Genomic DNA, 19,187 nt, shown 5'->3' with positions numbered 1-19,187 from the left:
ACGGCTAACATGGCGTCAGCAAAAGTAGGTACTGAATTGTACGGAATGGATAGTAAAACATGAAAAGAGTCGTGATCACCGGAATTGGCGTTGTTTCAAGTATCGGTAATAACAAACAAGAAGTGACTGAATCTCTCAAGGCTGGCCGCAGTGGTATCACCCACTCGGATCAGTTTGAGGAGATGCAGCTGCGCAGTCATGTCTGGGGCGACATCAAACTCAATCCCGCAGAGCTTATTGATCGCAAGGCGTTGCGTTTTATGGGTGATGCCGCAGCCTACGCCTATTTGGCTATGCAGCAAGCTATTGAAGACAGCAGTTTGACCGAAGAGCAGTATTCAGATCCTCGTGTGGGTCTTATCGTGGGTACCGGCGGCGCTTCGTCTTCCAACCAGGTTCAGGCGGCAGACACCTTGCGTGCCAAAGGCGTCAAGCGTGTGGGTCCTTATATTGTGCCGCGGATTATGTCTTCTACTGCCAGTGCCTGTCTGGCGACGCCCTTCAAAATTAAAGGGATGAACTATTCCATCAGCTCGGCCTGTGCCACCAGTGCGCACTGTATCGGTCACGCGGTGGAACTTATCCAGATGGGTAAACAGGATATGGTCTTTGCCGGCGGCGCCGAAGAGATCGACTGGACCCTGACCATGGGCTTTGATGCTATGGGCGCCTTGTCGACCAAGTATAACGACACACCGGAAAAAGCTTCCCGCACCTATGATGCCGACCGTGATGGCTTTGTTATCTCAGGTGGCGGCGGCATAGTGATTGTCGAAGAGCTGGAGCACGCGCTGGCCCGTGGCGCCAAGATTTATGCCGAAGTCATCGGCTATGGCGCTTCATCAGACGGTTATGACATGGTTGCCCCAAGCGGTGAAGGTGCCGTGCGCTGCATGAAGATGGCGCTGGAGTCAGTAGATACACCTATCGATTATGTTAACACTCACGGTACTTCTACCCCTGTCGGTGATGTGCGTGAACTGGAAGCCTTGCGTGAAGTCTTCGACGGCCAGATGCCGGCGATTGCCTCAACCAAGTCGCTGACAGGCCATGCCCTGGGCGCAGCCGGTGTTCATGAGGCTATATACAGCCTGTTGATGCTTGAAGGTGGGTTTATCGCGCCTTCCATCAATATCGACAATCTGGACGCGGCCGCAGAAGGTATGCCAATTGTGCGTGAATACCGCGACGCCGAGCTCAACACTGTTATGAGCAATAGCTTCGGTTTCGGCGGCACCAACGCCACACTGGTGATGCGCAAGTACAAGTAAGCGCCTTGATTCAGTGAAACAAGAAGGAAGCCGAATGGCTTCCTTCTTTGCTTATGAGCTGACGCAGAACTTGTTAGTAGCTTCCTTAAATGTGCGCCGGACTCAGACAAGTCTGCAGGCCGCTGATAGAATAGCGGCTTAATCCACAACAGAGCAGGAAAGTCGATGAAGTTGGTGGTTGATGAAAATATGCCCTATGTGCAGCCCTTGTTTGCCGAGCTGGGGGAGATAGTGGCGGTTGATGGTCGTCATCTGGATGCGGCAACGGTAGCCGATGCCGATGTCTTGCTGGTGCGCTCGGTCACCAAGGTCAATGAGGCCCTGCTGGCAGGCGCACATAAACTTAAGTTTGTCGGCAGTGCCACCATAGGGACAGATCATGTGGACAAGGATTATCTGGCGTCCCGTAATATCCCCTTTTCCAATGCCCCAGGTTGCAATGCCACTGCGGTTGGCGAGTATGCTTTTATCGCCATGTTGGAGTTGGCCAACAGGTTTGATACTCAGCTCAAAGGTAAAACCGTTGGCATAGTTGGCGCCGGCAATACCGGCTCGGCGCTGGCGCGCTGCCTTGAAGCCTACGGAATCAAAACCTTGCTCTGTGACCCCTTACTGGCCAAGGCTGGAGACAGCCGCCGTTTTGTCAGCCTGGATGAACTGATTGCCGGCGCCGATATTGTTAGTCTGCACGTACCTCTGACCAGGGATGGCGAACATCCTACTTGGTATCTGTTTGACGAGCAGCGACTGGAGACATTGAAACCCGGCTGCTGGTTGCTTAACTGCTGCCGCGGTGAAGTGATAGACAATCGCGCGCTGATCCGGGTCAAGGGCAAACGGCCGGACCTCAAGTTGGTACTGGATGTTTGGCAAGGGGAGCCCAACCCCATGATGGAACTTGTGCCTTTGGTGGAGTTTGCTACCCCGCATATTGCCGGTTACAGCCTGGAAGGCAAGGCCAGGGGCACTTTCATGCTGTATCAGGCCTTGATGGCGATACTCAATCGCCCGGCGGACAAGTCACTTGCCACTCTATTGCCCGAGCGCTGGAATTCCCGGCTCGATATCAGCAGTATGCCCGATGAAAAGGCATTGTTGTCTCTATGCCGATTTATTTATGATCTACGTGATGACGATGAAAAATTCCGGAAAATGCTGAAAAACCCCGCAGGTTTTGATGACATGAGAAAAAATCACCGCCATAGGCGAGAATTCAGTGCTTTGACTCTTTCAAACGCCGGGGGTTCTGGGGTAGATTGGTTGTCTCATTTAGGTTTTTCAGGAGTCGGTCTGTAAATGTCGCAGGAATTTAACGTTGTCGTATTGGGTGCCTCAGGGGCTGTGGGTCAAACCATGATAGAAATCCTCGAGGAGCGTAACTTCCCGGTGGCGAATCTGTTTCCACTGGCCAGCAGTCGCAGCGCCGGTGAAACCGTGAGTTTTCACGGTAAACAGGTAGAGATCCTCGATGTGGAGAGCTTCGACTGGACTCAGGCGCAGATAGGCTTCTTCTCTGCCGGTGGTGATGTTTCGGCCAAGTGGGCGCCGATAGCGGCCGATGCCGGTTGTGTGGTGATAGATAACACCTCCCACTACCGTTACGACCTGGATATTCCATTGGTTATTCCAGAGGTCAATCCACAGGCGATTGCCGACTTCCGTAACCGTAATATTATCGCCAATCCCAACTGCTCAACCATTCAGATGTTGGTGGCGCTCAAGCCTATCTATGATGCCTTTGGGATCAGCCGTATCAATGTGGCCACGTATCAGTCGGTTTCCGGTACAGGCAAAAAGGCGATTGAAGAGCTGGCGGGTCAATCTGCCAAGCTGCTGCAGGGCTTGCCTTCCGACCCCAAGGTTTATGATAAGCAGATAGCTTTCAACGTGTTGCCGCATATAGATAAGTTTATGGAAAATGGCTACACCAAAGAAGAGATGAAGATGGTTTGGGAAACCCAGAAGATCCTCGGCGACAGCGAGGTCTTGGTGAACCCTACCGCGGTACGGGTACCTGTGTTCTATGGCCATTCGGAAGCGATTCATATCGAGACGCTGCAGCCGGTTGATGCCGCGGAAGTCAAGGCGGTATTGCGGGATGCCGAAGGTGTGGTGCTGTTTGAAGATGATGATGATTATCCAACAGCTGTCACCGAAGGTGCCGGTAGTGACCCTGTGTATGTCGGCCGGGTGCGCAAGGATATTTCCCACGATCTGGGCATAGATCTTTGGGTGGTCTCTGACAATATCCGCAAGGGCGCGGCGCTCAACAGTGTACAGATAGGCGAAATCCTAATCCGCGATTATCTGTAGAACTCTTTGTTTCTGTTGAAAAAGCCTGCAAGCAGCAGGCTTTTTTTGTTTTGCAAATGTGAACAGTAGCAGGGCGGACATTTCTGGTTTATAGTAATCTCAATAAATACAAATGCCTAAAGCCAGTCGTCAGTTGGCGAAACCAGCGCTTGAAAGGGAAGAATGGATGAACTTTCGCACTTCATATCTTGTTGGCCTGATGGCCGCTTTTTTTGCCCTGAACCAAGGTACTCTCATTGAACCCGCCCATGCAGAAGGCCTGAAAATTACCGGTCCTGATGGTCAGGTGCGCCAACAGGTACGCCAGTATGGTCCGACTACGCCATCAGACACCTTCTGGAGCATTGCCCAGAAAGTCAGACCGGATTCCAGTGTTAGCATCTATCAGGTCATGGCCGCTATATTTGAGGCCAACCCGCACGCCTTCACCTCCAATAATTACAACAGCCTGGAACGGGGCATGATACTGCTGATCCCTTCCAAAGAGGTGATGCAGGCTATTCCCCAGAGTATGGCCAGAGCCCGTGCCGAGCAGGACGACAAGAGCTGGTCTTCCGGTAAGCCGCTAAAAGCAGATGATGGCAAAATTGAAACTGCCAAAGCCCCCGAGCGTGAAAGCCAAGCCGCAAAAGAGCCAACGTCGGCCACCCAAACTCCAACGGCGGCGCAGCCATCCAAGGTAGCTACAAGTGCCAAGGAAAACAGCGCGCAGCCGAAAGTCAGTGAGCCATCGACTGAGCCAACTCAAGTGGCTGCAGACAAATCGCCAGCCACCACAACCGAAAAAGCAGCCACGGAAGCAACTCCGGAAACGGCCGACGACAACAGCATTGAAGCGCTGCAGAGCCGCAATCTGAGCCTGACCGATGAACTGGGACGCGCGCAGGACATGCTCACAGTGGCCAATACCGATAACCAAGGGCTGCAAGCGCAAATCGATGAACTGAATCAGCGTCTGTCTGTGTTGGAAGAATCGCTGCAGGCCAGCAAAAAGCAGGAGCAGCAACTCAAAGCCGAAAATGCTGAACTCAAGCAGCAACTTCAAGCTGCCAGCACTACGGCTAATGAGCCGGACGACCTCTGGCGCAGCCTGATGGACAACCCGTTGTTACTGGCCCTGGCCGCGGCCATACCCGCGGTACTGCTGTTGTTATTGCTATGGAGCATGCTGCGCCGCAGACGTAAACAGAGTGATGCCCAAGCACCACAGACCGAAGCGGCTCCAATGGCTGCCGCGGCTGTCGCCGGCGCGGCCACAGCCGAGATGGCCAATGCCGACGATGAATTGGCGGTGCATCTGGATGATGATCCGGACGATTCCATTGATTCACTGCTGGATGTCGACAGCTCAGCGCTGCAGCCTGAGCCGGAAGTTGAGAGTGACAACGAGCAGATGGACATGGCGCAGGAGATGTTCATCGACTCGGGAGAGGGGGATGACACCCAAGAGGCCGAAGATGAAGGCCAGTCCCTCGATGATCTCTGGGCCGAAGCCATGGGCGAGCAGGAGTCGGGTGAGCAGGAAGAACCCGCAGAGGAAGACTTGGACTCACTGCTGGCCGGATTGGACGATACCGATAAACAGGAAACCATTCCTGAAGAGTTGCAGGCCGAAAGTGTTCCAGCATCAGAGCCTGAGCTCAGTGAAACCTTACCCGAAGATGTGACGGCCGCTTTCGACCAGAGCTTTGAAGCCGAGCTTGAACAGAATCTCAATCTCGAACCCAAAGAGCAGAATTCCGAGCCTGAATTGGATACAGAGCTGCAGAGTTTGGATCTGGAGAGCCAGGCCGATGACAGCTCTGTAGTCATTGATGAGGATGAAGATCTCAGTGCCGCTATCGCTGCCGAATTGGCCGAAGATGAACCGGCTGAAGAGACTCTGGATGAGACACAGGAAGCCGATCTCGATGCGCTGCTGGCCGGGTTTGACGTCAATGAAAACACAGAACCTCAAATTGAAGCCGGTACTCAAGTTGAAGACGATAGTAAGACTGAAGCAGAGGAAGATCTTAGCGCTGCCATTGCTGCCGAGCTGGATGAGGATGACTCAGCTGATACCGAGCTGGGCGAAGAAGCAGACATTGATGCCTTGTTGGCTGGATTCGACTCGCCGGCAGCAGAGAGCACTGAAACGGAAGACTTAAGTGACGCTATCGCCGCAGAGCTTGAAGATGACAATGTTGTCATAGACTCCAGCGATACAGAGGCAGACATAGATGCCTTGCTGGCAGGCTTCGATGACTTGGGCGATGCTGTCGAGACTCAAGCGGAAGCAGAGAAGGTTCAAGCTGGGGAAGAGAGTGAAGATCTGGACGCCTTGTTGGCTGGGCTTGCGGATGACGTAATTGCGATAGATAACGTTGATGAGGCGATAGCTGAGACTGACGAGGAAGATAGCTCAGAGGTTGAGTCGGGTGATGCCACTGAGCGCAGCGATGCCGAATTGGATGCCATGCTGGCAGGCTTGTCGCAGGTTGAGGACTTGGATGAGCCTAAAAAGTCCGATGAAACCGATACTTTAGCCGATGAGAGCAGGGATACCGACAGCGCGCCACAAAGCGCTCAACGCAGCGACAAGGATTCCGGCTTCTTCGACGATCTTAAGGCCGGCAGCAAGAGCCATGATCCCCATATTCTTGAGTGGGAGCCCTCCGCACCCAAAGAGCCCTTGGTTGAGGAAGAGCCTTCAGCGCCAAAAGAGCCTTCAGCGCAAGAAGAGCAAGAGCCTTCAGCCATAGAAGAGCTCTTGGCTCAAGAGGAACTCTCTAATCAGAAACAGGCTGCTGATGTTGAAGACAGCGTAACAGATACCGAGCAGGCCCTGGATATTGACCTGGCCCAGGATACTGACGACAGTGACAAGAGCCTGAGCGACGATGACCTGTTGGCCGCTTTTTCTGAAAACGTTGCCAAGGAAGCCGAGGCGGATGAGGAGTTCAGCCTCGAACTGGATGATGATGACTCGCTGGATCTCGAAGACCATAAACTGACAGTGGATGAAGCGCTTGCGGCCCTCGATGCCAAAGAAAAAGGCAAGGTGGCTTCCAGCATGGTACCTGAGCACGATCTCAGCGCCTTCCAGAAGGAAAACGGTTTTATCGATATTGAGCGCCTGCTCAGTGAAGCCGATGAAGGCAACAGTGATACCGACCCCTACAAGGAGCTGGATGTGGATATGGGGGAGCTCGACTCCCTCGTTGGCGCCGCCGCTATGGTCGATGTCGATGATGAGGAAAACTCTGTCAATGCCAAGCTGGACTTGGCGCGGGCCTATATCGAAATCGATGACAAAGACAGCGCCAAGGCATTGCTTAAAGAGGTGGAGCTGGACGGCAACGCCCGCCAGCAAGAGGAAGCTGCAGCCCTGATAAAAACCTTGGGCTAGAGCTCAATCAATACTCAAACGGCGCCTGGAGCGCCGTTTTTTATGCAGTCCGTTTATTGTCCGGGCTTTTTCTTGGAGGCGAATGCCCGCTCTGTGGTAGAATTCGCCGCCTTGAGATCAGGGGAGAAACAGATGCGTATCGCGTTGGGTATCGAATATGACGGCAGCGGCTATTATGGTTGGCAGCGCCAGGCCGAAGTGGATTCAGTTCAGGGGCAGTTGGAGCGGGCCTTATCCCTGGTCGCCAATGAGCCGATAGCACTGCAATGCGCCGGTCGCACCGATGCCGGGGTACACGCCACCGGGCAAGTGGTGCATTTTGATACTTCTGCCGTGCGTAAAGAAGGCGCCTGGACCCTGGGCGTCAATGCCAATCTGCCGGATAATATCGCGGTGCGCTGGGCCAAAGAGGTAGACGACAGTTTTCATGCCCGCTTTTCGGCAACCGCTCGCCGCTACCGCTATATCATCTACAACCACAATTTCCGTCCCGGCATTTTGCGTGGTGGCGTCAGCCATTATCACGGTGACCTAAACGAGCAGAAGATGCATCAGGCGGCCCAGTATCTGCTGGGCGAGCGCGACTTCACCAGTTTCAGGGCGATCCAATGCCAGTCGCGCACCCCGTTTCGCAATGTGCACAGGGTCAGTGTGACCCGCCAGGGCATGTATGTGATAGTGGATATCGAAGCCAATGCCTTTTTGCATCACATGGTGCGCAATATTGTCGGCTCGCTGCTGGAAGTGGGGCTTGGCAATCAGCCGCTGGATTGGCTGGGACAGTTGCTGGAGCTCAAAGACAGAACCAAGGCTGCCCCCACGGCCAAACCCAATGGCCTCTATCTGGTGCATGTCAGTTATCCTGAGCAATATCAACTGCCCAAGCTGGCTATGGGCCCACTGTTTATGCCGGACTGAAACCGTTAGCATGCTGTTGCCGCCACGCTTTTGCTTGCGGCAACATCAAGATTTAAGGGAAGAATCAAATGTCGCAATCATCCGCTCATCTGCATCCGCTACCGGGAGCCAACGCTCCTTTGTCTGTTTGGCTGGACTACCTGCTGGCCATTCATCCGACCGAAATCGATATGGGGCTCGAGCGGGTCACCCAAGTTGCGGCCAGGCTCGGGGTGCTGTCACTGGGCAGCACCAAGGTGATCACAGTTGCCGGTACCAATGGCAAGGGCAGCACCTGCCGTATGCTGGAGCAGATCATGCGCGCGGCGGGTTATCGGATCGGGGTTTACAGCTCGCCCCATATCATCAATTACAATGAGCGGGTGCGAATAGACGACGTCGATGCACCGGATAGCGACTTTATCTCGGCCTTTGAAACCATAGAAGCGGCCAGGGGCGACACCTCGCTGACCTTCTTTGAATATGCCACGCTGGCCGGGTTACTGCTGTTCAAGCAGGCCAGGCTGGATCTGGTTATTCTGGAAGTGGGCCTGGGAGGCAGGCTGGATGCCACCAATATCATAGATGCCGATGTCAGTGTGGTAACCGCCATAGATCTTGATCATCAGGCGTATCTTGGTGACACCCGGGAGTTGGTTGGCCGTGAGAAAGCCGGCATCTTCCGTAAGAACCGCCCGGCGATAGTGGGCGATGCCGAGATGCCTGCCAGCGTAGTTGAGGTTGCCAATGAAAAGGGCGCCTTACTCAAGGCGGTAGGGCAGGCATTTTCCTACAAGCAAACCCGCACAGGCTGGGATTTTTGCGGTGAGCACTGGCAGTTTGTAGACTTACCCAAGCCGCAATTACCTCTGCCCAATGCCGCCACCAGCTTGGCTGCGCTGGAACAACTCTGGCCTGAACTCTCCGAAGCGGCGATTCGCTCAGGGCTCGCCAGTGCCAGGCTCAGCGGCAGAATGGAGCATATCAGTGAGGCGCCGCTGATTATTTTGGATGTGGCGCACAATCCCCACGCGGCCCGCTATCTGGCGCAAAGGCTGGATGAACTGCAGGCCAAGGGGCGAGTCTATGGCGTTTGCGGTATGCTCAAGGACAAGGATATCGAGGGCGTGATGCAGGCGCTGGCGCCTAGCATAGACAGCTGGTTGTTGGTGACGCTGCATAATGAGCGTGGTGCCGATGCCGGCCGTTTGCGAAAAGCCCTGCCGGATGGCTGTGACGCCCGGGAATTTGAACAGATGCCGGATTGCTGGCAATACCTCAAACCCAAACTCGGCGCCGAAGATGTGGTAATTGTCTTTGGCTCCTTTTACACTGTTTCGGGCTTTAAAGCGCTTATCTAAGGAAGGTGCGAACAAGTCCCATGTGTGCTCTGCGTTATCTGACTCAGGCAGGACCCGGCATGCCTTTAGTCAGATGCCTTGAACGCCAATTGCTGTGCAAGCCACTCTCTACAAAAGAGAAGGCCACGAGGACTTATTCGCACTATCCCTTATTGACTGGAAGGAAGATATTTTGTCGACTCAGTTTCATAACCGTCTGGTAGGTACCGTAGTATTGGTCGCCTTGGGGGTGATCTTTTTACCTGACATTCTCGATGGCAAGAAAGAGCGCCAGCAAGAGCAGTTCACTGAAATTCCGCTGCGGCCGGATACCGAATCGCAATTGGCGGAGCCGGGAGAGTTTGAAACCCTGGATGTCGCCGAGACTCTGGACTTGGCACAGGAAACAGACGAGCCTCAGGTTGAAGTCGAACCCGCTCCCGAGGTGAAAGCTACCGAAAACAGTGTTTCCAACACCGCCCAATCCAAGCCACAGGAGGTCAAAAAGACTCCTGAACCCAAGGCCAAACCCAGTGATGCAGCCTGGACTTTACAGCTCGGCGCCTTCAGTAACGCGGCCAATGTTAAAGCCCTGGTAGCCAAATTGCGCAAGGCCGGATTCAGCGCCTATACCTTGCCGGACAAGCCTGTGGACGGAAAGTTGACCCGGGTGTTTGTCGGTCCGGATGTCTCCAGTGATCGCATCAAACAGCAACAGAAGAAGGTTGAAGAGTTGACCAAACTCAAGGGTAAAGTGGTTCGCTATAACCCACAGGAAAGATGACAGTTTGCCCTGAGTCGGCAAGCAATTATTTACGCCCCGGGGGTGAGAATGCTTGCCTTCTCTGGTAGAATCCCGCCGACTTAAATCTTCACCGGATACTTCTACCCATGGTTTGGATAGATTACGCCATCATCATAGTTATCGGATTATCGACCCTTATCAGTCTGATCCGTGGTTTTGCCAAAGAAGCCATGTCGCTGGTGGTTTGGTTCGCCGCCTTTTTCATCGCCAGCCAGTTTTATCAGGACCTTGCCGTTCATATCACTCAAATCAATGATGAGGTGCTGCGAAACGGGGTCGCCATTGCCATCTTGTTTATTGTCACCCTGATAGTGGGGGCCTTGGTGAACTATTTGATAGGCCAGTTGGTCTCCAAGACAGGACTCTCGGGAACGGACAGAATTCTTGGCCTGTGTTTCGGTGCGCTGCGCGGCGCATTGATAGTCAGTGCCATACTCTTTTTTATGGATGCCTTTACCGGCGCGCCCAAAACCGATTGGTGGCAGGGTTCGCAACTGGTGCCCGAATTCGGGGTGGTTATCCAGTGGTTTTTTGACTACCTGGAAAATACCTCAAGCTTTGTACCCAAAATATAAAAAATACAATTATCAGAACATCTTACAATGAGGAAGCTTACCCATGTGTGGTATCGTCGGAATCGTTGGCCGCTCGGCGGTCAATCAGACCATCTATGATGCACTGACAGTGCTTCAACACCGTGGCCAGGATGCTGCAGGCATAGTGACTATCGATCAGAATGCCTTTCGCCTGCGTAAGGCCAATGGTCTGGTCAAGGACGTATTTGAACCCAAGCATATGCAGCGGCTGCAGGGCAACGCAGGCTTGGGCCATGTGCGTTATCCCACGGCCGGCAGCTCCAGTGCCTCTGAAGCCCAACCGTTTTATGTGAACTCTCCTTTCGGGATCTCTCTGGCGCACAACGGCAACCTGACCAATACAGTGCAACTGGCCGAAGGGCTGCGCAACAAGCGCCGCCATGTGAACACCACGTCCGACTCTGAAGTGCTGCTCAACCTGTTGGCCGATGAGCTGGACAAGACCGACAGCCTGACCTTGAGCCCGGATGAAGTGTTCGATGCCGTCTCCCGGGTGCACGCCGATACCCGCGGTGCCTACGCCGTGGTGGCCATGATTATCGGTCAGGGCCTGGTGGCATTTCGCGATCCTTTTGGTATTCGCCCTCTGGTGCTCGGCAAGCACGAGACAGCCTCTGGTACCGAGTATATGGTGGCCTCAGAGAGCGTGGCACTGGATGCCGTTGGTTTTGAAGTGATGCGCGATGTGGCTCCCGGCGAAGCCGTGTATATCACCACAGAAGGTGAGCTGTTTACCCGTCAGTGCGCCGAAGCGCCAAGCTATGCCCCCTGTATCTTCGAATTCGTTTACTTTGCCCGTCCGGACTCCACCATAGACAAGGTGTCAGTCTATGCCAGCCGGGTCAACATGGGCGCCAAGCTGGGTGAGAAGATCCGCAAGGAATGGTATGACCATGATATCGATGTGGTGATCCCTATTCCGGAAACCTCCTGTGATATTGCTCTGGAAATTGCCCGTGGCATGGATCTGCCTTACCGTCAGGGATTCGTGAAGAACCGCTACATCGGCCGTACCTTTATCATGCCGGGGCAGCAGGAGCGCAAGAAGTCGGTTAGACGCAAGCTCAATGCCATCAACGCCGAGTTCAAGGACAAGAATGTCCTGCTGGTGGACGACTCCATAGTGCGTGGTACCACTTCAGAGCAGATCATTGAGATGGCCCGTGAAGCTGGCGCCAAGAAGGTGTATTTCGCCTCGGCCGCGCCCGAGATCCGCTTCCCCAACGTCTACGGTATAGACATGCCAACCTCCAATGAGCTGATTGCCCATGGCCGTGATGCCGATGAAATCGCCCGTCTCATTGGCGCAGATGGCATTATCTTCCAGGATCTGAGCGACCTGGTGGAAGCGGTGCGAATGGAAAACCCGGATATCAAGCGCTTCGAAACCTCAGTGTTTGACGGCCACTACATCACCAAGGATGTGGATCAGGCCTATCTGGATCATCTTACCCAGCTGCGTAACGACGATGCCAAGGCCAACCGCAACAAGGATATAGGTACCAACCTGGAGCTGCATAACGTCTGCCATCCTTGATAAGTACTCTCTGATAAAGCCAACCCTTGAGGTTGGCTTTTTTCTGTGCCAGTCAGTATGCTGAGCCTCGACTCTTGATGGTGCAGGGAGAGAAGCACAATGGATAAGTACCGGGAAACCGTAGCAACCTTTGACAAAATGGCGCTTCCCTATCGGGATAAGTTTGCCGGCAACGATTGTTATGACTCGGCCCATAACCGATTTGCCTCCTTGCTGAAGCAGTATCAGGCCTGTGCCGGACGGCGCCTGCGGTTACTGGATATCGGTTGTGGCCCAGGGCATGTCAGCGGCATGTTGGCAAAAAGGGTGCCTGAGCTCGAGATAGTGGGTATAGATGCGGCGCCGGCCATGGTGGCACTTGCCAGTGAATTGTTACCCGAGGGACGTTTTTATCGGCTGGATAGCCGCGAGCTTGGTTGTCTTTCGTCGCTGCTTGAAGCTGATGCCGTGCAGGCTATCGCAACCTTAGATGTGCCTGAAAGTGCAGCTACGCCCCTAAGTCTTGGGGTTTCTGATGGCTCTAATACCCTTGATGACTTTAATGCCCTTGATGGCTTAGACACGCCAGAGGGTTTTGATGCAATACTTCTGCTCTTCATTACGCCTTATCTTGAACGTCAGGATGTGATTGCCTTACTGCAAGACTGCCGTGTGCTACTGAATGACGGCGGGCTCCTGTATCTGGCCTCCATGGAGGATGACTATCAAGCGTCCGGCTATCAAAGCTCCAGCGCAGGAGACAGAGTATTTATCCACTATTATCCCGAAGTGTTTTTCGTCAGTGAGTTGGCCGCGGCCGGGTTTGAGCTCATCGACAGCCTGCGTAAACCCTATCTGGAGCAGGGCGAGGTCAAGGCCACAGATCTGTTTCTCTACGCCAAAGCCGTGTAAAAACAAAGGCGCTTCAGAGGCTGATAGCGCCTGAGCTTTTCAGGTAAAACGCTTATTTTGTTCACTACTTTTTGTTCACTGCTTTTTATCACGACTGTTGGCTCGTGACTTTTCTTGTGGCTTTTTCTCGTGATTTTTTCGCATGACTTTTTCTCAGTTAGCGAGCCGTTTTGCGAACAAACTCCAGCAGGCGGTTATTGGCGGGCATGGCATGATCTTGACAAAGCTCAAGCCCCTGGGCTGCGGCCAGCATCAGGATCCACTCCTGATCGCGAATGCCGCTTTGTGGATCGCGCTGCCGTAACATGGCATCGAACACCCGGTTGGAGTTACTGCTGTAATCGCCTCGGTAGTTGAAGGGGCCATAGAGGCAGAAACGGCCGCCGCTTTGCAATACTTTGCCTATGCCGGTAAACATCGCCTCCACCATGGGCTGGCTCATGATATGCGCAGTATTGGCGCTATAGATGGCATCCGGCGCCGGCTCAGTTGCCGCCTGCGGCCAGGGTGAGCACACCTCCAGAGTGATTACCTCGGCCAGGTTACTCGCCGGGAGTTTGGCATGCCAGGCGCGGATCCCATCCAGATACTGGGGTTGATCGCTGCATTGCCACACCAGATGCGGCAACTGCGGGGCAAAGTAGACAGAGTGCTGACCGGTTCCACTGCCTATCTCCAATACCCTGCGGCAGCCTGAGAATGCCTGTTTGAGTATTTTGAGTATCGGCTCGCGGTTGTTTTCACAGGCTTGGGAGAAGGGCGCGGGTATCGAAGACATAAAAGATTTCCTGCAATCTTGCCGTCGTGACGGCTGAGTGAGTCTGGTGTTTTATTGTACTTACTTTATAACATTGCCAGAGGTTTAAATTATGGCAAGAAGAAGCATAAAAAAGCGCCCCTGAGGGCGCTTGGGTCGTTTTCAGTCTCAATCGACAGTCTTATTGGGCAGGCTTGAGATCTATGCGGTAGACGGCAAAGCCCAGCTCATCGGTACTCAGCTTGGTCATGGTCCTTTGCTGGTTGGCCTGGATGAAGTTGGCGGCCTTGTCACTGTCCTGAGTCGCAAAGCGGATATCCAGGGCAACAGCCGTATCTATACTCTTGAAGTCCCAGTTATAGTCGGCAGTGGGGTTGACCATGGCGTCATACTTGTCGGTTTCAGGATTGTATTTGGACTGCTCTGTGATGTAAGCCGCCAGAGCTTCACGGTTGGTGTCCGGCAGTTCCAGTACCACGTGCTCGCTGCCGGTGCCGGCAAACTTTCCGCCAAAGGCGCGGTAGTTGTTGGAGGCGACGATAAATTCCTTGGCCGCCAGGTTTTCACCTGTATAGACAGTGCCTTCGCTGTCGGTGAAGGCCAGATCCACAATTCGCGAGGCATCGGCATTGACCAGAGCACAATCCCGGTCGAATTTGCTCGGCTGTGTCACGTCTATCTTGTAGGTCACGCCATCGATAACATCAAAGTTATAGGTGGGGTGGTTATAGTTCACCAGCTCCTGCGGCTCAGTGCTGGCAGGATCTATCTGGTTGAACTGGTTGGCTGAACACTCGAGCCAGTCTTTCAGCTCGGCGCCGTTTAGCTTAACCGCTACCATAGTGTTGGGGTAGAGGTAGAGATCGGCGGCGTTCTTGAAGGTCAGCGGCCCTTTGTCCACCATTACATACTGATCGGCATCACTGGTGGTGCTATGGCGGCCACCGGCCTTGAACGGCGCGGCTGCAGAGAGCACAGGCAATGACTTGAGTGCTTCCGGCAGCTTGGCCTTGACGTTGGCTATCTGGGCGTCGGAGACAATCTGCACAGTCGGGTCGTCCTGCACCAGCGTCAGGAAGCTGAACATGTCGGCGGCAGCTACCCCGATTGGCTGCTCGACAAAGGCGATGGTGCCCTGGTGTTCCAGCTCAACCGCATCGTGAATGTCCTTATCGGCTTCCACCAGAGGTGTCTTGTTGGCACCGTCATAGATAGGGCGGGCCTCAGTGCGGGCCGAGAGCACAGTCCACTTGCCGTCTTTACGTTGCAGTTTGAAGTCGACCAGGCCCATGTTGTCGCCCCAGCGACCCGGCATCACGGCGGGGACACCGTTAAGCAGGCCTTTTTCCACATCTGTGTTGGGCAAGTCGGCATAGCGGGCATCGGGGAAGATGGAGTGGCTGTGGCCGAACATGATGGCATCAATGCCGTCGACATAGGTGAGGGCATAGGTGGCATTTTCGGCAGCAGGATCGCCTGGGTTTTCGGTGGAGCCAATGCCTGAGTGCGGAATGGCGATAATGATATCGGCGCCTTCAGCCTTCATTTGCGGCACAAATTTCTTGGCGCTCTCCACTATGCTCTCGGCGCGTACCTTGCCGGTGAGGTTCTGCTTGTCCCACAGCATAATTTGCGGAGGCACGAATCCTATATAGCCAATCTTGAGCTTGTGACTGTTGCCGTCAGTGTCCTTAACCTCGGTTTCCTTGATGAGATAAGGGGTAAACAGGTTGTCACCTTTCTTGAGTCCCTTCCAGCAATCATCGGCATCACAATAGACGTTGGCGTTGACATAGGGGAACTGGGCGCCGGCGAGGGATTTCTCCAGGAAATCCAGGCCGTAGTTGAATTCGTGGTTGCCTATGTTACCCACGGCATAATCGAGCAGGTTCATCGCCTTGTAGGCGGGGTGCACTTCGCCATCGGCGATACCGACCTTGGCCATATAGTCGCCCATGGGGCTGCCCTGCAACAGATCGCCGTTATCGACCAATACTGTGTTGGTGACTTCTTTGCGGGCGGCATGGATCAGGCTGGCGGTACGGGCCAGACCTATAGTAGGGTCTTCCTTGCCGCTGTAATAGTTGTAATCCATGATGTTGGTGTGCAGATCTGTGGTTTCCAAAACCCGCAGATCCACGCTCACCGTTGGCTCATCCTTGTTGTCACTGCCACAGGCACTGAGACCCATTGCGGCGGCAACCGCCAGTGTTACTAATGTTTTAGTTTGCATTGTTTACTACTCTTGGTTTTTATTATCGACCCCGGGAGATTATCCCGTCCATCATCCGGTTAAATCACTGTTAATCATATGATTAATCTGGTTAACCAAGGCGCAGTATACCCAAAGGCGGCGACACTTATGTGACATCGGCCGTTAAAAACGGGTGACAATTTGTGACAAGTGGCAAATAAATGTCCGCTGACTGTCCCGGTTGTTCAAAACTTGTTCCAGTGACCGCAAGAGGCCCGACTTTGACGCTGGATTTCTGCTCAGTCATGTCGGCTCCATGGGGGAGGGCAGAATTTCTTACAGTTAAGTCATTGTCCAAATAGCGGAAGAGTTGTTAAGGTAATGGCGGGAATCAACAGGGCTGTTGCCCCGCCGAGACAGGTGTCCCGGGTATTCAATCATAACTAAGCAATAGCCTGCCGTTAATGGAGTCAAGATGCGTAAGACATTAATCGCCACCGCCATAGGCGCTGCACTGGTGCTGAGTGCCTGTGCCGAACAGCAAACCAATGAAACTGTCAGTAATGCCCCGGCCAAAGAAGCGAGCCAAAGTATGCCAGAGGCAAAAAGCACCGAACAAACAGCAAGCAATGTGCTGCTCAGCCCAAGTCCGCTGCAGTATCATGCCCCGCAGTTCGACAAGATAAAAATCGCAGACTATCTGCCGGCCTTTGAAGCCGGGATCAAGGAACACAACCAGCAAATTGCCGGCATAATCAACAACAGCGAAGCCGCTTCGTTTGATAACACCATAGTGGCGATGGAAAAGACCGGCGCCATTCTCAATCGTACTTCCAGGGTCTTCTTCAATCTGGCCGGGTTGATCTCCAACGATGAGTTTCAGGCCATTCAAGGGGAAATCGTTCCCAAGCTTACCGAACACAGCGACAATATTTTCCTCAATCCCAAGTTGTTTGCCCGGGTTGAAGCTGTCTACAACCACAAAGATAGCCTGAGCGCGCAAGATCAGCGTCTGGTGGACTTCTATTACAATCAGTTCGTCCGTGCCGGCGCCAAATTGAGCGAAGCCGACAAGACCCAAATGCGTGAGCTCAACGGTGAGCTGGCCACATTGTCGACCGAGTTTTCGCAAAACATTCTCAAGTCGTTCAAGGATGATGTGATCCTGGTGACCGATAAGGCGCAGCTCAAAGGCTTGAGTGAGGATGAGATAGGCGCCCTGGCCAACGCCGCCAAGGAAGCGGGTAAAGAGGGTTACCTGATAAGCCTGGTGAATACCACCCGCCAGCCACTGCTGTCGAGCCTGGAAGACAGAGGCCTGAGAGAGAAAATTTGGCAGACTTCGGCCAATCGCGCCATGGCCAGCAATGGTCCTATCGTACTCAAGCAGGCACAGTTGCGCGCCGAAAAGGCCAAACTGCTGGGTTATGAAACCTGGGCTGACTATGTACTGGCCGATCAGATGGCCGGTAATCCGGATGCGGTATTTGCCATTTTGGATGACCTGGCACCCAAGGCCGTTACCAAGGCTAAGGCTGAAGGCAAGGATATCCAGGCGCAAATCAAGGCTTCCGGTGCCGACTTTGAGCTGCAGCCATGGGACTGGGCCTTCTATGCCGAGCAGGTTCGCAAGGCCAAATACGATCTGGATGAGAGCCAGATCAAGCCCTACTTCGAATTCAATACCGTGCTGAATGACGGCATGTTCTACGCCATGCAGAAGTTCTACGGCATCACAATGAAAGAGCGCAAGGATCTGCCGGTATGGCAGGAAGATGTCCGCGCCTGGGAAGTATTCAACGAAGACGGCAGCTCCATCGGGCTCTTCTATCTGGACCCTTACGCCAGAGTAGGCAAGAACGGCGGCGCCTGGATGGATGAGTACGTGACCCAAAGCTTCCTTTTGGATAACAAGCCTGTGGTGTACAACGCGCTCAATATTCCCAAGCCAGCCGAAGGTCAGCCTACGCTGATGACCTTTGATGAAGTGACTACCATGTTCCATGAATTTGGCCACGGCATTCACGGTTTGTTCTCGCAGGTGAAATACCCAAGCCTTGCTGGTACCGCTACTCCAAGGGACTTTGTTGAGTTCCCATCCCAGGCCAACGAGGATTGGGCCACAGATCCGGACGTTTTGGCTCACTATGCCAAACATTACAAAACCGGCGAGCCAATTCCGCAAGCCTTGCTGGAAAAAGTGCGAGCAGCGGCTACCTTCAACCAGGGCTATGACACGGTAGAGTATCTGGCCGCAGCGCTGCTTGATATGGAGTGGCACTCACTCAAGGCTGGTGAACAAGTGGCGGACGTTAAATCCTTCGAAGCCAAGGCCCGTGCCAAACATGGCCTGGATTACGCGCCTGTGTTGCCACGTTACCAGTCGACTTATTTCAGCCATGTATTCGGTGGCGGTTACTCGGCCGGATATTATGCTTACCTGTGGACCGAAGTGTTCGCTGCCGACGCCTTTGCCCATACCATGGCAGAAGGTGGCCTCAAACGAGCCAATGGTGACAAGTATCGTCAGGCAATTCTCTCCAAGGGGAACAGTGAGGATCTGATGCAGGACTACATCCAGTTCCGCGGCCAGAAACCCACAGTGGATGCGCTGCTCAAGCGCCGAGGCCTGGTAGACTGAAACCTTTGATAACACCCGCCAAATGGCGGGTGTTTTTTATCCCTCAAATAAGATGATAAAAGCTATGGAAGCTATTCGTTATCCCATCAAGGGCAGTTGCCAGTGCGGCGCTGTCAGTTATCGCTTGTTGGCGCCGCCGCAGATGGTGGTGGCCTGCCACTGCAAGGAATGCCAGAAGCTGTCCACCAGTGCCTTCAGCATCACGGCGATTGTCAGAGCCGAAGATATAGAATTCATTGGCGAACTGAGCCATTGGCAGCGGGGTTCGGCCAGCGGCAATATCAGCGCCGCCAAGTTTTGTGGTCGCTGCGGCAATCGTATCTATCACTACAACCCGGCTGAGCCGCAGAGTATCAAGCTCAAGCCCAGTAACCTGGAAGATACCCGTATCATTCAGCCGAGTGCCCATGCCTGGGTCAGTGAAAAGCAGGACTGGTTTGTTATCCCGCCCGGAGTCAAGCAATACACCGGTCAGCCCTGATAAAGGCCAGCCTTGATAAAGAACTAAAAAAGCCGTTCACTGAGTGAACGGCTTTTTGATTGCGCTGCTGGACATT

The 19,187-nt window shown here is 53.8% G+C and carries 14 protein-coding genes; 12 read left to right on the top strand and 2 right to left on the bottom strand.

The window, feature by feature from the left end; genetic code table 11:
• Nucleotides 1-59: 59 nt before the first annotated feature.
• The 10 genes from fabB to HCX89_RS00965 all read left to right on the top strand — a co-directional run bounded on the left by fabB (nucleotide 60) and on the right by HCX89_RS00965 (nucleotide 13,038).
• Nucleotides 60-1,271, top strand: coding sequence for a beta-ketoacyl-ACP synthase I (gene fabB, locus HCX89_RS01010; protein ID WP_028781220.1), 1,212 nt, complete (start codon nucleotides 60-62; stop codon nucleotides 1,269-1,271).
• Nucleotides 1,272-1,436: 165 nt separating this feature from the next.
• Nucleotides 1,437-2,567 (top strand): 4-phosphoerythronate dehydrogenase, encoded by a 1,131-nt coding sequence (locus HCX89_RS01005; protein ID WP_129978977.1) that lies wholly within the window; start codon nucleotides 1,437-1,439, stop codon nucleotides 2,565-2,567.
• Entirely contained in the window at nucleotides 2,568-3,584 is a 1,017-nt protein-coding gene (locus tag HCX89_RS01000; RefSeq protein WP_167714743.1) for an aspartate-semialdehyde dehydrogenase, read from the top strand.
• A gap of 166 nt (nucleotides 3,585-3,750) precedes the next feature.
• Complete coding sequence (locus HCX89_RS00995; protein ID WP_167714740.1) at nucleotides 3,751-6,972, top strand: FimV/HubP family polar landmark protein; 3,222 nt, start codon at nucleotides 3,751-3,753, stop codon at nucleotides 6,970-6,972.
• 132 nt (nucleotides 6,973-7,104) lie between these two features.
• On the top strand, nucleotides 7,105-7,890 hold the full coding sequence (gene truA / locus HCX89_RS00990; RefSeq protein ID WP_096141610.1) for a tRNA pseudouridine(38-40) synthase TruA: 786 nt from the start codon (nucleotides 7,105-7,107) through the stop codon (nucleotides 7,888-7,890).
• Between the two features lie 89 nt (nucleotides 7,891-7,979).
• Nucleotides 7,980-9,230, top strand: coding sequence for a bifunctional tetrahydrofolate synthase/dihydrofolate synthase (gene folC, locus HCX89_RS00985; protein WP_167715136.1), 1,251 nt, complete (start codon nucleotides 7,980-7,982; stop codon nucleotides 9,228-9,230).
• A 172-nt stretch (nucleotides 9,231-9,402) separates the two neighbouring features.
• Complete coding sequence (locus tag HCX89_RS00980) at nucleotides 9,403-9,993, top strand: SPOR domain-containing protein (RefSeq protein ID WP_044734295.1); 591 nt, start codon at nucleotides 9,403-9,405, stop codon at nucleotides 9,991-9,993.
• Between the two features lie 107 nt (nucleotides 9,994-10,100).
• On the top strand, nucleotides 10,101-10,589 hold the full coding sequence (locus HCX89_RS00975) for a CvpA family protein (RefSeq protein ID WP_025889046.1): 489 nt from the start codon (nucleotides 10,101-10,103) through the stop codon (nucleotides 10,587-10,589).
• A gap of 43 nt (nucleotides 10,590-10,632) precedes the next feature.
• Nucleotides 10,633-12,147: an amidophosphoribosyltransferase gene (gene purF, locus HCX89_RS00970; protein ID WP_025889048.1), complete on the top strand. Its 1,515-nt coding sequence runs from the start codon at nucleotides 10,633-10,635 to the stop codon at nucleotides 12,145-12,147.
• Between the two features lie 99 nt (nucleotides 12,148-12,246).
• Nucleotides 12,247-13,038 carry a class I SAM-dependent methyltransferase gene (locus tag HCX89_RS00965; protein ID WP_144168431.1) on the top strand — a complete coding sequence of 264 codons (792 nt, stop codon included), beginning with the start codon at nucleotides 12,247-12,249 and terminating at the stop codon, nucleotides 13,036-13,038.
• A gap of 157 nt (nucleotides 13,039-13,195) precedes the next feature.
• Here HCX89_RS00965 and HCX89_RS00960 read toward each other — a convergent pair whose 3' ends face one another.
• Nucleotides 13,196-13,816: a DUF938 domain-containing protein gene (locus tag HCX89_RS00960; RefSeq protein ID WP_144168430.1), complete on the bottom strand. Its 621-nt coding sequence runs from the start codon at nucleotides 13,814-13,816 to the stop codon at nucleotides 13,196-13,198.
• A 160-nt stretch (nucleotides 13,817-13,976) separates the two neighbouring features.
• Entirely contained in the window at nucleotides 13,977-16,028 is a 2,052-nt protein-coding gene (locus HCX89_RS00955) for a bifunctional 2',3'-cyclic-nucleotide 2'-phosphodiesterase/3'-nucleotidase (protein WP_167714738.1), read from the bottom strand.
• A 436-nt stretch (nucleotides 16,029-16,464) separates the two neighbouring features.
• Here HCX89_RS00955 and HCX89_RS00950 point away from each other — a divergent pair, with 436 nt between their 5' ends.
• Nucleotides 16,465-18,630, top strand: coding sequence for a M3 family metallopeptidase (locus HCX89_RS00950; RefSeq protein ID WP_025889053.1), 2,166 nt, complete (start codon nucleotides 16,465-16,467; stop codon nucleotides 18,628-18,630).
• A 64-nt stretch (nucleotides 18,631-18,694) separates the two neighbouring features.
• Nucleotides 18,695-19,111, top strand: coding sequence for a GFA family protein (locus HCX89_RS00945; protein WP_044735771.1), 417 nt, complete (start codon nucleotides 18,695-18,697; stop codon nucleotides 19,109-19,111).
• The last annotated feature ends 76 nt before the right edge of the window (nucleotides 19,112-19,187 follow it).

Origin of the sequence: Shewanella sp. Iso12, from assembly GCF_012030025.1 — a bacterium.
Classification (GTDB): Bacteria; Pseudomonadota; Gammaproteobacteria; order Enterobacterales; family Shewanellaceae; genus Shewanella; species Shewanella algae.
This window is presented reverse-complemented; position numbering and strand designations above follow the sequence as displayed.